General features: G+C 46.6%; 4 protein-coding genes and 1 rRNA gene. 1 reads left to right on the plus strand and 4 read right to left on the minus strand.

Annotation, left to right across the window (positions count from 1 at the left end; translation table 11 throughout):
• Together BK120_RS31670 and BK120_RS31675 are read right to left on the minus strand one after the other, a co-directional pair.
• Nucleotides 1-77: ribosomal RNA gene (locus BK120_RS31670) — 16S ribosomal RNA — on the minus strand; the annotation flags it as partial.
• 436 nt (nucleotides 78-513) lie between these two features.
• On the minus strand, nucleotides 514-1,833 hold the full coding sequence (locus tag BK120_RS31675; protein ID WP_083682674.1) for an anti-phage deoxyguanosine triphosphatase: 1,320 nt from the start codon (nucleotides 1,831-1,833) through the stop codon (nucleotides 514-516).
• A gap of 98 nt (nucleotides 1,834-1,931) precedes the next feature.
• Between BK120_RS31675 and BK120_RS31680 the strand changes: the two genes are divergently transcribed.
• Nucleotides 1,932-2,495 (plus strand): guanylate kinase, encoded by a 564-nt coding sequence (locus BK120_RS31680; RefSeq protein WP_076271460.1) that lies wholly within the window; start codon nucleotides 1,932-1,934, stop codon nucleotides 2,493-2,495.
• A gap of 69 nt (nucleotides 2,496-2,564) precedes the next feature.
• Here BK120_RS31680 and BK120_RS31685 read toward each other — a convergent pair whose 3' ends face one another.
• Both BK120_RS31685 and BK120_RS31690 read right to left on the minus strand, forming a co-directional pair.
• Nucleotides 2,565-3,476: a Rossmann-fold NAD(P)-binding domain-containing protein gene (locus tag BK120_RS31685; RefSeq protein ID WP_076271461.1), complete on the minus strand. Its 912-nt coding sequence runs from the start codon at nucleotides 3,474-3,476 to the stop codon at nucleotides 2,565-2,567.
• Between the two features lie 228 nt (nucleotides 3,477-3,704).
• The gene (locus BK120_RS31690; protein ID WP_179089940.1) at nucleotides 3,705-17,447 is read right to left on the minus strand and encodes an S-layer homology domain-containing protein; all 13,743 of its coding nucleotides are present in this window, start codon (nucleotides 17,445-17,447) and stop codon (nucleotides 3,705-3,707) included.
• Nucleotides 17,448-17,463 lie beyond the last annotated feature (16 nt).

Here is a 17,463-nt window from a genome sequence, read left to right on the forward strand (position 1 = left end):
CATCAACTCCGCTCGACTTGCATGTATTAGGCACGCCGCCAGCGTTCGTCCTGAGCCAGGATCAAACTCTCCAAATGGAAGTTTTCGCTTCGACGCGATGTCGAAGAGAAAAGCTTCATGTGTTTGACTTGCTCATTACTTTTTTATCGCTTTTCTCACGATTCGTTAGAATCGTAAGGGCAGTTATTACTCGTTGTTCAGTTTTCAAAGAGCAATCTATTCTTTCGTTTGTTATGCTTGTTTTGCTTGCTGTCCGCGTGTGTCTCTCGGCCAGAAATAGAATATACCATGTACTCATCTAGTAATGCAAGTGTTTTTTTGAAAATAGTTTATAAACTTTAAATATTGCGAGATTTATGTTCTATAGTCTTGCTCTTCTTCTATTAGAATGTGCCTTTATTCATACCATACAAGCACATCCCTTCATTAGACGAATGTGCTTGCGTACAGCTGTTGTAGCCTAGCACTTAATAGATAAGAACAAATTGGTCGTCTGCTTATAACTATTCAAACTTAAATATCAAACAACCTGCCTCCAGCAGCTTCATATAAACGAGAATACATTTTTAATGCATAGGTATCTGTCATTCCAGCAATGTAATCGCAAACCAATCTTGCATTCATCCGATCATCAGCTGCATGCCAGCTTAGCTTTTTATCTTCTGGAAGCAGGTTTGGATCATTGAACATCGCATCGAAGAGCTTTTCAATTATTTTGCCGCCGCGCCATTCAAAGGTTTGAACCTTCTGTGAGAAGATTACATGCGTTTCGACCAGCTTCTTCAAATCCTCCAGCAGCTCCATAGCATCCTCAGTAATTACTGCCTTATAGCGCAACCGGCTGGAGGAGAATGCAGGCTGGGTCTCAACAACCGTAATCTCATGTATGAATCCAGAAACCAAATCAGCGAAAAAACGCTTCGTCTGTTTATGCCGCTCCCCGCTGTTCTCCATAAAAACCCGTAAAGACTCCGCAATTCTAGCGGATGAAATATGCTTATGCTTATTTGCTACCTCATATAGATCATCTATTTTGATCATATTAAGCTTAAAGGCATCCTCTAAATCATAGGTTGCGTAAGCAATATCGTCTGCAAGCTCAATAATGGAGCATTCAAACGTTTTATTTAAAGTCTTCTTATGCTTACCAGCCTGCAAGTCGGAAACTTGCATGAAGTAGGCCTTCTCTTCAGGCGAAAAGCTCTCAATCACCCACTGAAATATATGCTCGTCCTCTTCAAAAACACTGCATTTAGGCGGTTTTCCCGTAATCTCAGGATTATTAACTTGCTTCATGCTGGCTGGATATTTCAAAATGGACAATAAAACAGCTCTTGTTAAATCAAGCCCCGCTTCCACGTCCCCATCGCTATTCGTATTCGTCAAAAGCCTGAACGTATGCGCATTCCCCTCAAAGTTAAGCTCGAATGCACTCATGCATTTATTCAATGCACGTTCGCCTTGGTGCCCGAATGGCGGGTGTCCCAAATCATGAGCTAAAGCAGCTGCCTCAATAAGAGAAATATCTATTTTACTTTCCGTCTCTTTAAAAATATTGTTTTTTTCATTTAAGGTTGTGGCAATTCCTCTTGCAATTTGAGATACTTCAAGGGAATGTGTAAGCCTTGTTCGGTGAAAATCTCCTTCGCTGATTCCAATGACTTGCGTCTTGGACTGTAAGCGACGGAACGCTGCTGAATGAATGATTCTGCCAAAATCACGTTCAAAATCATCCCGAACTGAAACTCTTTGCTTCGCATTTTCTATATTAATATGCCTCTGAATATCCGTATCATTATAAAATGAATTTGAAGAATGTTTATAGAGAATCATAGGCTCGCTCCCAGCTCCTTGTCATTTAGAAACATTTTAACAATATATGGTCTTTAATAGAAGAGATCGATGAACAATTCATAAAGGAGAGCTTTCGTTTGGGGAAAATATTCGCATTTTATGGCCCTTCCGCTTCAGGTAAATCCGAAATACAGAAAGAGCTGACCCTTAGCGGCTTTCAAAAGATTATTACTTCAACAACCAGACTCCCGAGGCCGAATGAGTCAGACGGGATTCATTACATTTTTATGGAAACGAGCCAGTTTGAAAATCACATTCGTACAGATGCCTTTATTGAATGGACACGATACAACGAGCATTATTACGGCACACTAAAATCCAGCATTGAAGAAGTATTCGATCAAAATAGGAATGCCCATATTGTAATGGACCTTGCTGGCGTACTCGCTTTAAAGAAGCGTTATGATCATGTGATTGCGATCTATGTAGGTGCGGATGTTGAATCCATTAAGAGAAGATTGGCAATAAGAGGCGGAATTCCTGAGGAAATCTCCAAAAGGGTGCAACGCGCGGAGGAAATTGAACTAAAGAGCGAGTATATGCAGCATGCTGATGTGGTCATATGGAACCATGATGACACCCGCTTTAATGATACAATGACACAGGTCAGAGAGATCATAGCTGCTCATGGTTCATTTTGAGAACATCCCAAAAAAACAATCAAAAGCTCAACTACGCTTATTATGCGTGGATGAGCTTTTTTGATAACTTTATTTAAGCAAATACATAAGCAACGCTTTTTGAACATGCATCCTGTTCTCAGCCTGCTGATAAATGATGGAACGCTCCGATTCCACTAACTCCTCCTCTATCTCAAAACCGGGATGAATAGGCATATCATGCATTAAGTAGGGTGAGTGACCAGCAAGATTGCTTTTGTTCAATTGAAAAGGAAGCATCTGCTCCATTCTTCGATTTTTCTCATCCTGGTAATGACTCTCGTCATAAAACTCCATATCAATCCAAGTGTCAGTATATACAAAATCAGATCTAGCTGCCGCACTAGGCAAATCAACAACCTTTTCAACAAATCCACTTTGAAAAGCCTTTTGCATAAGCTCCTTATCCCATGAGGGCTCGTTAATAATCGGAGTAACCAGCAACAGCTTGATGCCAACCGCCATACAGCCTGCGACCAACGAATTGGCTACATTGTTATGAATTCCGACATACGTAAGCGTTATTCCCTCAAAATGACCAGCGACTTCATAGATTGTCATCAAGTCCGCTAGCGCTTGGCAAGGATGGTATTTGTCGCAGCAGCCATTAATGACAGGAACCTTGGAGTACTTGGCTAATTCGAGCACATCGGAATGTTTCTTTAATCTCGCCATAATCACATCACAATTTCTTGATGCATACTGCGCTTCATACTGGATAGGGGAAATGCTGAAGTTGCTGGAATCCCAATCCATAACGACTGAGTATCCGCCCATTTGGTTAATCCCGGATTGAAACGATAGATTCGTACGAGTAGAAGTTTTCTGAAAAAGCATAAGAAGACCTTTACGCTCTGCAGCATGGTAATAGCGTTCTGGGCTGTTCTTTATCTCGATTCCTTGCCTGATGATGGAGTGAATGGTGTCAGTGTCGTACTCTCTTAGTGATAATAAATGAGTCATGATTTCACCTCTTGTGAATATTTATACATTATAATGTATTTATATTCAATTTAAAGTGAAGGATACATTATGTCAACTACAGGAAAACAAACAATCCCGGAGTAGAATAAATTAAGTTAGCTGCGAAACTAAATCATAATAAAAAACACCCTATCAAGCCATCATGAGTAATGGCTTTGACAGGGTGCTTCTAGCAATAGCGAAATTCTGCTTCAGTGGTTGAATAAATTATTTCATCACTCTTGATACGATCTTGTAAACCAGATTTCCCAGCCTGTAGTAATCCTTGAATTCCGTTAGTACCTTCGTACAAGTCTGACCGATCATCGTCTTAAGAATAGCGACACCAATTTCAAAGCGATAAACATCCCATACCGCATCAAGAGCATCGAGGACGTTATATCCAGAAAGAGCTGTCATAATGACGGAGTCCTTATAGTCCACTCTCTCTGTATTTCGCATTAGCTTAGTCGCCTCACCTATCCTTACTCTGTCGCCCCGAAGAGTCGTCAATGTAACGATAATGGCAATTTCATTATTGCTGAGCAGCATGCGTTCCGCACTGGACAGATCATCGTAAAAAGCTTGCTGCTCACGTGTCGATATTTCCTTAATAATCAGATACGTCTCATCCAAGTTGTTGTTGTTAGCCATCCGTATGGCATCGCTAAGCTCTACGAGAGTGATCAGCCCAGAGTCAAGCATCCCTTTAGCTATCTCCTTAAGCGACCAGTGACCCAGCTCAAGCAGATTGTAAGGAACCCATTGTACGTGGGCATTTACCGCCAGCAGCGCTCTAGTAAGCTCAGCAATTTCCTTGAATCCTCCGTCGTACAAGAACTTGGAAATAGAATAAAGACTGTAGCCACTGCTGTGCAAAGCCTTCGAGAGGTCAGTGGAAGGTATGCCCAACTGCCTCAAAATAGAAATCGTGTCGTTATCCCAATTGAAGGTGTATCTTAAGTATTCACCGACAGCGTATCCGTTTTTATGCAGCCAATATAGTTTATTTTCGAGCGTCCGTTCTTTCATGTACCGCAGCGCCTCTTCTGCGTTATAACCATACTCCTTTAGAAGCGTAAAGATCGAATCTTCTCGCGCGTCATACCGATTCAGCGTGTTCAAAATCTCTCTACCGTCATAACCGCGATTTTTCATTTCCTTCGCAATATCGACCATAGAAACGCTCGATAAAGTCATCTTGACGGTTGTGAATACGCGATATGCATAGCTGGTACTGTTTACGTACCCATTCTGCCTCAGAACGTCAATGATGTCTCCCGCTTTCGAATACCCCAGCTTGACGAACAGCGCCGATTGCTCCTCGATTGTTGTTGCCGTCCCTCTGCCAGCGTTGAAGAACATATAGAAAGCACGGATAATGCTGGCTCGATCAAAACCAAGCGTCAATAACGTGTCGATCAAATATCCGGAACGATCAGGACCAAGCAGGTTTTGCCGTTCAAGCTCGGTAGCAATCCCGGCGGCGTCCGTTCCTTTCGACTTCATACGGGCGAGGTAAGCAATTAGCGGATTGCCGCCGAATACTTCACCTGCGGCCATCCGAACCTGATCCTGCGGAATCAAAGTTTCCGGAATAGTTTCCATTATCGTGGCTGCATCCATTTGAAATAACAGCTTCATAGCGAGTACGATATCGGCGACAGTGAATTTGGCTTTCATAAACCGCACAACATTGAGTGGTACAAATGCAGTGGTTGCCGGGAAAATATCTTCCAATACCCTTAGGTTTGTGTTGGTGTAATAAACACCCACTATAGCAAGTCCAATTACCTCCCCCGGATAATAGGGAGAGAGCAACTCTGTAACTGCACCTGAGTCGAGTTTATAGTCAAACCTAAGATACTGAACAATTTCCTTAATCTCATAGCCGGCATCCCGCAAGAACACAATCGCTCCTTGTGGCGTCGCAACACCTTTGAGCTTAAGTACATCCTTGATAATGCTCACCGGAGCAAAAGCCTCTCCGTACACTTTATTAAGCGTTGATTGAATGGCTGCTTCTTGATAAACGGCAAGTCCCTGAAGAATCGCAAGCGCCTCTTCTCTCGTCTTGCCATATTGCTCCTTGCTCGCCTTAACGATGTCCTCCATGCGGTAGCCTGCATGCAAGAGCTGATCCGCCATAGCTTCAGCTGATGTTGCTCCACCTGCTTTGATCACTTCGATTAAAGCGCCGTTCACCGCTTGTCCGTACACTGCATTTACGCTGCTCAGAATGACGTTCAGCTCGAACAGCTCACTGCCAATTAGCAATGCTGCGGTTTCGCCGGCTGTCTTGCCGTAAAAGCCTTTAACCACGCGTACGATATCTATCATCGGAACGCCTGAATTCCACAAGTAAGGAATGGCCGCTGCTGCGTCCGTGATTCCCCCTTCTTCTAGATACTGCAGCGCCGTAGACTCTGATGACTGCCCATAAACGGCAGCTACCGTTACTTCAATAACCTTTTCGTTGTCCACTTGGAGAGCGGTTAGAACCGTTAACGTTTTGTCTGCTGCAAATCCAAAATAATCCTTAGCTGCGCCCACAATATCATGGAGCGTATAGCCCATGCCTCTCAGGAGCGGAACAGCCTCCTCCAGCGTATTGATTCTGCTCTTCTTAAGCAGACTGGATAAGCTTTCCTCGATCGGTTTTCCGTAAACTTCAAATACAGTTGCTACTAGCTCATTAAATGAATATCCATTTGTTTCGGAGAGAATGGCTAGTGTCTCACCTGCTGTCATATGGTAATAATCCTTGGCAATTCGGATAATATCCCGCAAGCTGTAGCTGAGCTTAAGCTGTGGAATCGCATCCGCCAACTTTCCGATGCCCAGATCGATCATGGCTTGAATCGTAACCTGCTCTAACGCTAAACCGTAAACAGCAGAAACTTCCGCCAAAATCCGACTCTCCTCATCGACTGCACCATCCATTAAGGCTTGTACCACTTTAGAGGAATCGAGCTTGTAATAATCTTTCCCTACCTGAATCATATCCCGGAGGCTGAATCTCATCTTTGTCAGATAAGGTATTGCATCCTTTAATGTCACCAGGTGCTGAGCCTCTAAAGAATCAACAATGCTTGCGTTTTGTGAGCTGCCGTAAACATTCGATATAGCAGAAAGCACGTCGCTCTGGCGATACCGACCAGTATCCAGCAGTGCTTGAAGAGCTGCACCTGATGAAATAGCATAACCATCCTTTGCCATCTTCACGATCGAAACTAAGCTGAATTGAGCCTTATAAGCAAGTTCAATTCCACTGGCAAAGGATACTGATCCTTCTGCTGCCTGCCGCTGATACATCGTTAACTCAACGGATTGATTAAAAGCTGAAGCTACTGCCTGAATAAGCACATTGCTTGACGACAAGTATACCGCTGACAAGCGGAGCGCGATTACCCCAGGCGATTGGCCAAAATGGTTTTTGCCAACGCTCACGATATCTTTCATCGGGAAACCTGTGACGTATAGATAATTAACCGCATCATCAAAGGTCGTGATGCCTTGCTGCTCCAACGCGCCTGCAACTGTTTCATCAAGTCCTTGACCATATAAGGATGCAAGGCCAAGCAGAATATCGTCGATGTCGTTAGGATATTCTTTTGCCAGCAAATATGAAGCTTCGCTGGAGGTAAGCTGATAATAATCTTTCAGGCTGTGAGCAACAACGGATAAGGAATAACCGCTCATTCTAAGAAATGCAATACCATCCTTAGGCTCTTTGCTGGACGAAGCGTCAAGCAGACCAGCAATCGTCACTTGCTCTTGTCCGTACAAAGACTGCAGAATCGCTATGGTCGATTTCATATTACCCATTCTTCGGGTGTGGATGAGAAGTCCTTCCATTACTTCTTCTTTCGAATATCCACCCTTAATCAGTGCCGGCCCAACCTTGCCTGAGTCAAAATAAGACGGATACAGCGCACCCAGCGTATTAATGACAGAAATGGCCGTTGCGCCTTGCTCCTTCAGCACTTTGATCCAAATCGTCATAGGGTCTCCGCCATAAGCAGCAGCGATGGCAGTACCTACTTCCTCTGACGAATAGCTGGCAAGTAGAAGCGCAGACGCCTCTGACGATGGCAAGCCGTATTCCGTTCTAAGCACTAATGCAATATCCCTTACCGAGTATGGAGCAAGGCGTGTGATGACTTGCCCTATCGTCAGCGGTTCGGTCCGTTGGTTCAGATAGGCAGCAACCTCACTAGCGGCTATGCCTTGTTTGCTGAAAGCACCAATCCATTCCGTCCAGCCCCGCACTTCAAATGCCTGTGCAATTTCCGCAAATTTATACCCCGAGTCTTTTAGCGCTGCGGTCAAATACGGCAATCCTTTCGCACGAACTCCGCCAGTAGGGTAAAGATTAATTGTTCCTTCAATAATGTCATCCAGCGTATAGAAGCTAGAGAGGCTCATCGCCACTGTCGCTTCCTGTATTGACGTACCAGGGAACAGATACTGCGAGTCCTTTACAACCGTTGATACACTGCAAGGACATTTAAAATAATCGAATGCATTAGTCCTTTCAAGCTCTACCCACTGCTGCAGCGTCAAGCCTAACTGAGCCTTTAGAGCTTGGCCGATGGCTAACTTCTCCCAGCTTTTGATGCTTGTGAGCGAACGGGCCAGAGTAGTGGCATCCATACTTACCGTTTCATCACTTGCAAAAGTTGTTCGAAGCGCATGTAATACATCTCCAGCTTCGAAGCGGTCATAGCTGCGGAAGATAACTTCCACCGCATCCTCCATCGTGAAGGACGCGCCTCCGAGAATGACGGCATTTCGAATTGTGCTTAATCCCTGCGCGGTAGACATACCCGACTGCCTCAGCAGCGTCAGAGCTTCCGAACGGCTGCTGGCCACTCGATTATTTAGAATATAAGCCGTAAGTTCCGCAGGCTCATAACCAGCGCGGATTAATGACAACAGCATCGTCTTTCTTTGGTCGCCCTTCACCCCCGGATACAGCACGCTGATGGTCGTTGCGATATCAGCCCCGAAGCTTTCTCGAAGCAATTGCGCCTTGCTTTCCATGTCATAACCATGATCCGTAAACCCTCTCATAGCCTCACTTAGGCCAGCCGCTTCGGAACCCCATGCGCCGAGTACGGCGCTGGCGATATCACCGATCTCATACGATCCGCTCTTCATTGCGCCAACGATGACGGTTGCACCATCCCCGGAGGCTTGAATACCCTTGGCGACCTGGGCAGCAGCAACACCTGCCGTTAGCATAGCTGAAGCTGTTTGTTGCTTATCGAAGGTGCTTTTTAAGATAACGTAAGCTTGTCCAGTCTCAATGCCTGCTCCCAAGTAAGTCAGAACAGCCTCGTTGACGTCGCTGAACGAATACAGATCTCGCAGCGCAATTCCTATATTGTTATCAGGATAACCAGCACTGCCAAGCAGTTTCGCATTATCTACGCTAGATGCGGCATAAGCCTCTTTTATGACAACTGCGGATTCTGCTGCCGTGAATTTCGCAGCAGCCAAAGCTTCGATGGTGCTCTCGTTCGTTAAGCCGTAAACGGATTGAACAGCATCTCTAATCTCGCTAATACTGTACTTGCCTAGCTTCAATGCCGCTGCTGCGTTGCCGCCAATCTCTGCATACGTATAACGCAGAACATAGGCTGCTGCAGCGGCTGTTACCCCCGTTAGCTTAAACGACGCCATTATATCTCGAGGCTGATAGCCAAGATTACGAAGCGGCAGTGCAATGTCTTCAGCTTCATAGCCAGCTGTCACAAAATCCGGTATCAGATTGACATAGTTGGAAATATAGCCAGACGCGCTTAAAGCCTGGAACAAGGTAGGCGCATCTGTATCTATTTCGTATAATAGGCGGATGAACGCACTCCAATCCAAACCATATTCTTTTTTGACCGCTTTTGCGTAGTTCGCTGGGGTAAAACCAGCTTGCCGGAGCAGTCTTAATGACTCTAACGCAGTCTTGCCATAATCAACCCGCAGTACATGCACAGGGTAAACAGCATCGTACTGGGTGGAATGGCTTTGCAGGAAACCTTCCAGCGTAGCGACATTAGCTACCTGGAATTCTCCAAAAGTGGCCAAATACGTCTGATTAACTGCTTTGACCCGGTTGATGCCGCTATAAGCGACGGCTATCGTCGAAGTGGAACTGATAACCGCTCCGCTGCTGCTCCAAGTCAACTCGATTTTCGTAGCATCGGAGGTCAGTCTAGTCATAACCCCGCTTTGCCATTGGTTGTTAATTTTCACAGAAAACGTTGACCCCGAATTAACAGCAGCCAGCGGCATATCAAAGGTCAGGGTAATGGCTTTTCCGTTTTCACTCGACACTGCATCGATCAGCTCGGGAGGTGTGCTCACGTTGCTGATGATCGTATCCCCTCCAAAGTCATGCCCGTCCTTGCTCAGACGAAGCTTAAACTCCTTATTGTATCCGATATATTCATTAATAAAGTAGGTTTGCCCAAAGTCCGGCGTTGAAACAGAGGTTGGGCGATACCAGACTGCGCTGCCATTGTGCATTTCGATATTCAAATTTTCTATCGGAGCACTAAGAAGCAGATTAAATCCATTTTCATTCACTCTTACAAGCGATACAGAGATAACAATCGGCACATAAGCGGCATTTAATTTTTCCTGCCCAGCAAAGATATAGCCTTGCTTGCTAAAAGCTGCGGTGTACGTTTGCCCTTCAACCACATTCGCTTTAATTAAAAACGACCCTGTCTCTGCACCCGCTGTCACTCCAGTGACTGTGACCTCTGTCCCATCTTTAGACAAGAGCTTCACATCTTCCGGCTGCAGATCTTTTGGACCCGCTCCAACGAAAGTGATCGTCAAGCCGTTTCTAGTCGCAGCTAAACTTTTCGGATATTCCGTCATCGGAACATAAACATCCAGCGGTCCTTCCACCACACGATCCGGTATTTGAGCAATCAGCTTGTAATTCACACCTGCTGACAGCGGAGTAATGATGTTGTAGATTCGTCCTGCATCTGGCGCATCTGGGTTGTTCCCGTTCGGATTTACAAGCTGGAATCCAATTCCTCGCCCCTGGTCATCAAGCAGTGTAAGCCATGTGCGATCCATATTACGGACTGCTTTGCTTACTTCCAATGTGAAGCCGTTAGTTGTAATATGGCTTGCTGTCATACGAATCGGCAGCTGCGCCTCCGGTATAGGTGCAGCTGGAACAAGAACCGGAAGTCCGCTGCTGAATGCGTAGCCGCTCTTCGTTAATGTCAGACTGTAAGCCGCTCCCTCTTCGAGTGTGGCATGCACCGCATATTCGATACCAGCGTTCTCGGCTGTAATAGAGGTTATGTCAATCGCAGCGCCTTGGCCATTACGCAAGCTAAAGTCACTTGCACGCAAGCCTGGAACAGCAGAATCAAGCAACACGTTAAACCCATCCTTACTGACACTTGATAGAGTTGGATTTACTGGTACGGGCACAAAAGCGTTCAATGCCGCTCCAAAATCATATCCTGCTGCTGTTATGATCAGTTTGTATGTTTTCCCGCCTTCAAGCGCTGCGGATAATGTGTACGTTCTTCCACCGTTATTTGTTGTTGCAGCTTTTATAATTACCGATTTGCCCTCGGCATCCTTTAGCGCGAAGCTGCTCGCAGACAGTCCGCTTAGTCCCGGTGCAACAGAGACGACAAGTCCCGACTCGGCAGCGCCTTCCACCGTCACCGAAATCGCGCTTGGCAGCAAAGCCGACAACGCTTGTCCAAAATCATACCCGCTCTTGCTTAGCGCAAAAGAGTAAGTTTTGCCTCCTTTATAAGAGGCTTTAATCCGATATGTTAGTCCGCTATCCTCCGTAATGACTGAAGCTGCAGTAAGCCGATTGCCCTCCTCGTCTGTGATAGCCACATGGCTTACATCCAAATCCGGTACAGCAGGGCTAAGACCAATGACAATTTCCGAAGCGCCTGAACTTAGCACTGCAGCATTTGCAATGATTGGAACGTTAACCACAACTCCGCTTCCGAAATCATACCCGGCTTTGGCAGCGGTGATTGTGTACTGCTCCGCTCCCCAAAACTCTGCTTCAATTAGGTAGCTATTACCCCCATCACTCGTGGTTGCGGAGGTAATTGCCTTTGTACCGCCCTCCACACGTTTAAGCTGGAAGTCACTTATTCGCAAATGAGGAACTGGCTGATCTAAATGCAATATAAAAGCTTGATTGTTCCCGCTAATCATCCCGCCAAAACGAACGCCTACAGAGCGAATGGAGAAAGCTAGCGGATCACCATAGTCGTAGCCCATTTTTGAGATGAACACCGAATAGACCTTATCAGGAACGATTGCGACGCCTAGCTCATACGAATAACCTCCGTCGTTTGACACGTTTGTGCGAATCGCAACGTTTACCCCGTTCTCATCCACTATATGAATATCCGAAGTATTTAACATCGTTTGTTCCTTAAAATGCAACGTGACTCTCGAAGCCGTTGCTTGCACGGCCGAAATGGACCTCGAGTTCAGTGTAATCTTGTCGAGCGTAGAGAACATGTAGCCCTCTTTCTCTACACTAGCGGTATAGGTAATTCCTCCTTTTAAAGGAACCGTAATAGTATAGCTTGCTCCGTCATCACTCGTCTGGATGGATTCGATAGCGACTGTATTTCCGTTATTGTCTTTAACCTTCACGTCTGCGGCTTGAAGATTCGGAATCGACGGGAAGAAATAGATGGTGAATCCCTGCTGCGACTGGCGTAACAGTATCGCATCGGCACGAACCTTCAGCCCAACGATCAGCGGGTTTCCAAAGTCATATCCCGGATAAGTGATGACCAGGCTATATGTCTCGGATACATTAAAATTGCCAATGAGAGAATAGGATGCGCCTCCTTCGTAATGAAGCGTAAATCCGATCGGCCGACCTTTGCTGTCTGTCAGCTTAAAGTTGTCCCCAGTCAAATCTGAAATAAGCGGGTAGACATCGACATAAATCTTCGTTGCTGTCGTACCTCTCAATTGAAGTGAGCCTGTTACCGGAATGTCCACCGAAATCGGCGACGCCAGCGTAAATTCACTTCGGTTCAGCTCAAGCGAATATTTTGCACCAGTCATGGCCTTAATCGCCACCATATAAGTTAAACCCTGATCTTTTGTTGATAAAGAGTATTCCGTGTACGGCATTTGCTGACCGTCTGGTTTTCGCAAAATAATGTCGGCTGGCTTCAAATCAGCAACTTTTTCGCTAAAGCTTAGTTTGAAGCTATCCTTCTTCATCTCGGATACAGAAGCGGTAATGAGCTTGGTAAACACAAAGGATACTGGCTCGTAACGTTGATAAGTCAAATCCGGCTTTACCAGAACGATATACGATTTACTAGGAATCAGCGCTGCTTCCAATACATAGCTGCTTCCGAAATCCGTTGTGTTCGCCGAAGCTACGTTTATCGTTTCCCCTTGAGCTCCCCGAATGACGAAATTTTTCTTCCCAAGTCCGATAACTGGAATGTCAAAATGTACGGTAACACCCGAAGCAGAAAATCCGGCAACGGTTGCTTCGGAAGGCACGGTAAAGGTCAGGTGGCTGAACGAATAACCATCCACCTCAATATCAAAGGCGTATGTTTGTCCGCGTGTCAAAGCAAACGTACCGCCAAAAGACATCTCGAAGCTCATTCCATCGGCAGACATGACGAGCGTTTTTGGGTGATAACGTTTGCCTTGTTCATCTTTCACCGCAAGACCCTGTCCGTACTCTATTTGCCTTAGAGGAGTAGAGAAAGTAACAGCTACTGCCCCGTCTTTGGAGACGTCAGTAATAACCCCGGTGACCAATTGATTGACGTAAAACGTCGCCGGCCCGTCAAACTTCACGTAATCCTTGCGGAAGGAAACCGTATAGTCGCGACCACTGATCAGGTTTGCACTGACACGGTAGGATAATCCTCCATTGGCGGTTGTCAGCACCAGTCCGCTAACCCCATTGCCCTGATTATCTGTCAGTTGAATATGAGTAGGCAGTAATCCAGGAACCGCTTGTTCAAATGTCAGATCAAAGCCATTCATGGCTACTTTGCTAATGGTCGCTTTCCCCGCGTTGATTGTTTCTCCGGCTTCAAAGTCGATCCCCTGCGATGGAAGATGACCAGGAAGACTCAGGTTATAGCTGCCGCCAAGCAAGTCAGCCTTCAGCCTGTAGGTAAGACCGCCATCCATTGTCACAGCGTCTTGTACCGTTACCCGCTCTCCTGTACTCTTGCGAGTCAGAAGAAACTGACCGGGCAATAACCCTGCAATGGCATAGCTAAGCTTAACCCGAAGTCCCGTATCGACTATCTGATCCGCCGAAATGGTTGTAACGACCGGAACATGAACGTTATAAATCGTCTGATCCATTGTCGCACTGACCTTCAGTACGTAATCACCAGGAGTCAGATCAGCAGCAATCCGGTAACTCCAACCGCCGTCGCTTGTCACTGCAGAGCGGAGTTTTATGCTGCTTCCGTCGGCCCGCTTGAGAACAAAGCCGTTGACCGTATCAATAGAAGCAGGAGGATTAAGAACAAAGGTGAATCCTGTATAGGAAATATCAGTTATTGTATTCTTCTCCGCGAGCGTAACCGATTTCGGTAAACCAAAGTCGAAGCCCTCACGTACAACGCTAATAAAATATGGTTTTCCTCTCAAACCGTTATAAGAGACAACATAAAATCTTTGCTGAGGATCCCACACGACATTCGTTATGGCTGCCGCATTCCCGAGCGCATCCATGACCTTGAAATCATTTGCGGTCAAACCTGCTATATTCGGGTTAAGCCCAACCATGACATTATTCGGACCAACGCCTATATACCATGGGTTAATCGTTGTCCGAACAACGTTTACACTGTTTCCGAAGTCATAACCCTCACTGCTTATTTTTAGTGTTAAGGGTTGATACTGCATGGCCGCCGAATTAACGAAATAAATGCTGCCATTATCCAGAGTCGATACACTGTCTATTGCAATTTGATCACCGTTTGTATTCGCTAGGGAAAACGCAGCTGCTGTTAACCCTGGGACTGGTATGCTGAAGTGAACGATAATCCCTGCATTGGATGGTTCAAACGTCGTTTGTTTCGATACGGCTATCTTCTCTGGAACGATAAGCGTACCGATCGTATAGCGGTCATCATCCACATCAATTCTATACCGATAGCTCCCAGCAGCCATTAAATCGGTTGATAGGATAGCCGAATGCCCATCCGCGTTCGTTTGGACAGAAGTGACAGCAAGCGATTTGCCGTTTCCATCCTCTATTGTGATCAAGGCCTTAGCCAAATCGACCTTGTCGTTTGGGAAATTCAACTGAAAGCCTTGACGATTGACCCACTCTACACTTGATAGAATTGGGGAAGGTTCTACCTTTAAGACAATTTCGCTGCCAAAAGCATAACCTTCTTTATTGAGCAATAAGGTATACGTCTCGCCTTTCGTTAGGGAGGAATACACTTCATACTCTTTGCCGATAGATACCGCGCTTAACATATTAATGCCTATGTCCGCTCCAGCAGCATTCTTTAAAATAAAGCTTAGAGCATCGATAGCTGGGACGGTACGATCGAGCTCCAGCATAAAGCCGGATGTCGAGATGCGGCTAACCGACGCATGGACAGGGATGGTGCTGGAAGAAGCAACCGCAACGATAAGAGCCGCGCCAAAGCTGTATCCGGCTTTCCTAATTATTAGTGAGTATGTCTCGCCTTCGGCCATTTCCGCTTTGACAGCATAAGTTCTACCGTCATCATCAGTAGTAATCTCCGACACTCCAATCTCAGTGCCCAGATCATTTAAGGCTAATGACAAATGATCCTCTGTCAGCCCCGCGACAGGAGTATCCAGCTTCATTGTAAAGCCAGCTGTACTTACGTCGGATATTGAGGCGACTACTGATACAACCTCTGGATCAGTAATCGGCACGAATATCGATACCGCGTTGCCAAAATGATACCCTTCCTTGGCAACCGTAAGCGAATACGTTTCACCCTCGGCAAGTGACGCTGATAAATCATAAGCGCTGCCGCCCATACCCTCCGTTACGGAACCTAATGCGATGCTTTCGCTGCCGTGCTTAAGTGTAAATTCAGCTTGTGTCAATCCAACAACTGACGGACTCAGCAGCAATGAGAATCCCGCGTTGCTGATTCCATATACGGACGCTGCAACCGAAATGGCAGGCTGCTCAGTCATCGGAACTTGAAATAGAATCTCAGATCCAAACTGAAACCCAGCCTTAGCTATCGTCAGCTTATAAGACTCGCCCTCCGTGAGAGCGGCTGTAATAAAGTAAGAGCTGCCTCCGTTAAGCGTAGCCACTGATGCAATGGTAATGTTTCCGTTCGCAGCGTTTTTCAGTGTCAGATGTGTTGCGGCGAGCCCCGGTACTGGCGAGCTGAACGCGAGTCTGAATCCCGTCACTCCTGCTTGACCCGCAGTCGCGGTTACTGTTACATCAACCGGATCCGTTGGTCTTGGCGTTTCTGTTGGTTTGGGTGTATCGGTTGGTTTAGGAGTATCGGTCGGGCTCGTTGGCCCGCCCGGCGAACCAGTTCCTCCGGATGCTCCACCTCCAATTAGGCCACCTTTCTCGGTTACTTCTTTTTGAGCAGGCTCCTTCTCAAAAACAACGCCCAGAGAATCGACAATTGCTTTCTCAATCGTTCCTTTGCCTTTCACATTCGCTGGTCCATGCAGTTCCATGCTGCTAACGTTGACGCCTTCCGAAAGTGAAATGGTTGATGTCTTAACCTGCTCACTAACGATTAATTTCTCTACCGATCCAGAAGCAATGGTTAACTGCACATCGCTCTTAACCTCGACTTGCTTAAACTTGCCGGACAAAATAACTTCGCCGGAAGAGGAGATCGTAATTCCCTCTATCCCGCTGCCTTCCGATAACGGAGATTCAATATTTGCCTCCGATTGTACATCCAACTGTCTTATAATCGTTGTTCCACCGACAATAACCCTAACTCGTCCATCTGCTTTGTCGACGACGACAGTTGCTAGCTGCGAATCATCAATGTGTATGCTGTGCTGCCCGCCACCTTTTACAAACGTGCTGCCAAGTACCTTCACACCTTTTAGGAATACATCTCCTTCGCCGACTTCCTTCCCAATGATGAGATTTCCCTTAATCGTCACATTGCGAAGAGTTGTGCCTGGAGCCTGAATGGTCAAGTCGCCGGCGACTTCAAAGTTCCCTTGCGCCTTGCCCCATGTGCCGCCTGTTTCAAGAATCTTTGCGCTAACGGTTATTCCATTTTCTGACCTAGTTGATTTCTTCAGCACTCTATCGAGCATCATAACGGCTTCCGCCCTTGTCATCGGCTGAACCGGCCGAAGCGTGCCGTCCGCAAGCCCGCTAATGTAGCCCGCTTCAACAATGGCTTCCAATGCATCGCGTCCGTAACCCGGAATGCTCGCCTGATCCTTAAACTCGCTGAGCAGGCTCTCCCCGTCTTTGCCAATTACCGGCACAAGGCGCGAAAGCACAACAGCTGCTTCTACTCGGCTTAGCTTCTGCTCTGGCCGAAATGTTCCATTGCCATAGCCTTCGATGTACCCTGCTTCCGCGGCTGCTTGCACTTGCACTGCATACCAAGCGGTCGGAGCGACGTCCATGAACTGCTTAGTCCCCGCCCCTTTGAAAGCGAATAGCCGGTTGACCAGCGTTACGTATTCAATCCGGCTTAAGGCTTGATTCGGCCTGAAGGTTCCGTCCTGGAATCCCTCGATTAAACCTTGACCTGCCCACTCCTTGACGGTCTTCTCCGCCCAGTGGCCCGCTAGATCTGTGAATGCGGCGGGCACTTTAGCCGGAATTGCAGATGCCGCAAAGGCTTGTCCGCTCGCATTGCCTATGCCGGGAGCCACAAGACCGACAACTAAGCTAGTGATCATCATCCACTTGAGCAGCAGGCTCCTTAACATTCTAACTTTTCGTTTCCTCACAATGATTTCCCCTTCC

This window comes from Paenibacillus sp. FSL A5-0031 (assembly GCF_001956295.1).
Lineage (GTDB): Bacteria > Bacillota > Bacilli > Paenibacillales > Paenibacillaceae > Pristimantibacillus.

Bases quoted from the DNA above. Each gene is read 5' to 3' on its own strand.
- BK120_RS31675 (WP_083682674.1), bottom strand. From the start codon at position 1,833: ATGATTCTCTATAAACATTCTTCAAATTCATTTTATAATGATACGGAT.
- BK120_RS31685 (WP_076271461.1), bottom strand. From the start codon at position 3,476: ATGACTCATTTATTATCACTAAGAGAGTACGACACTGACACCATTCAC.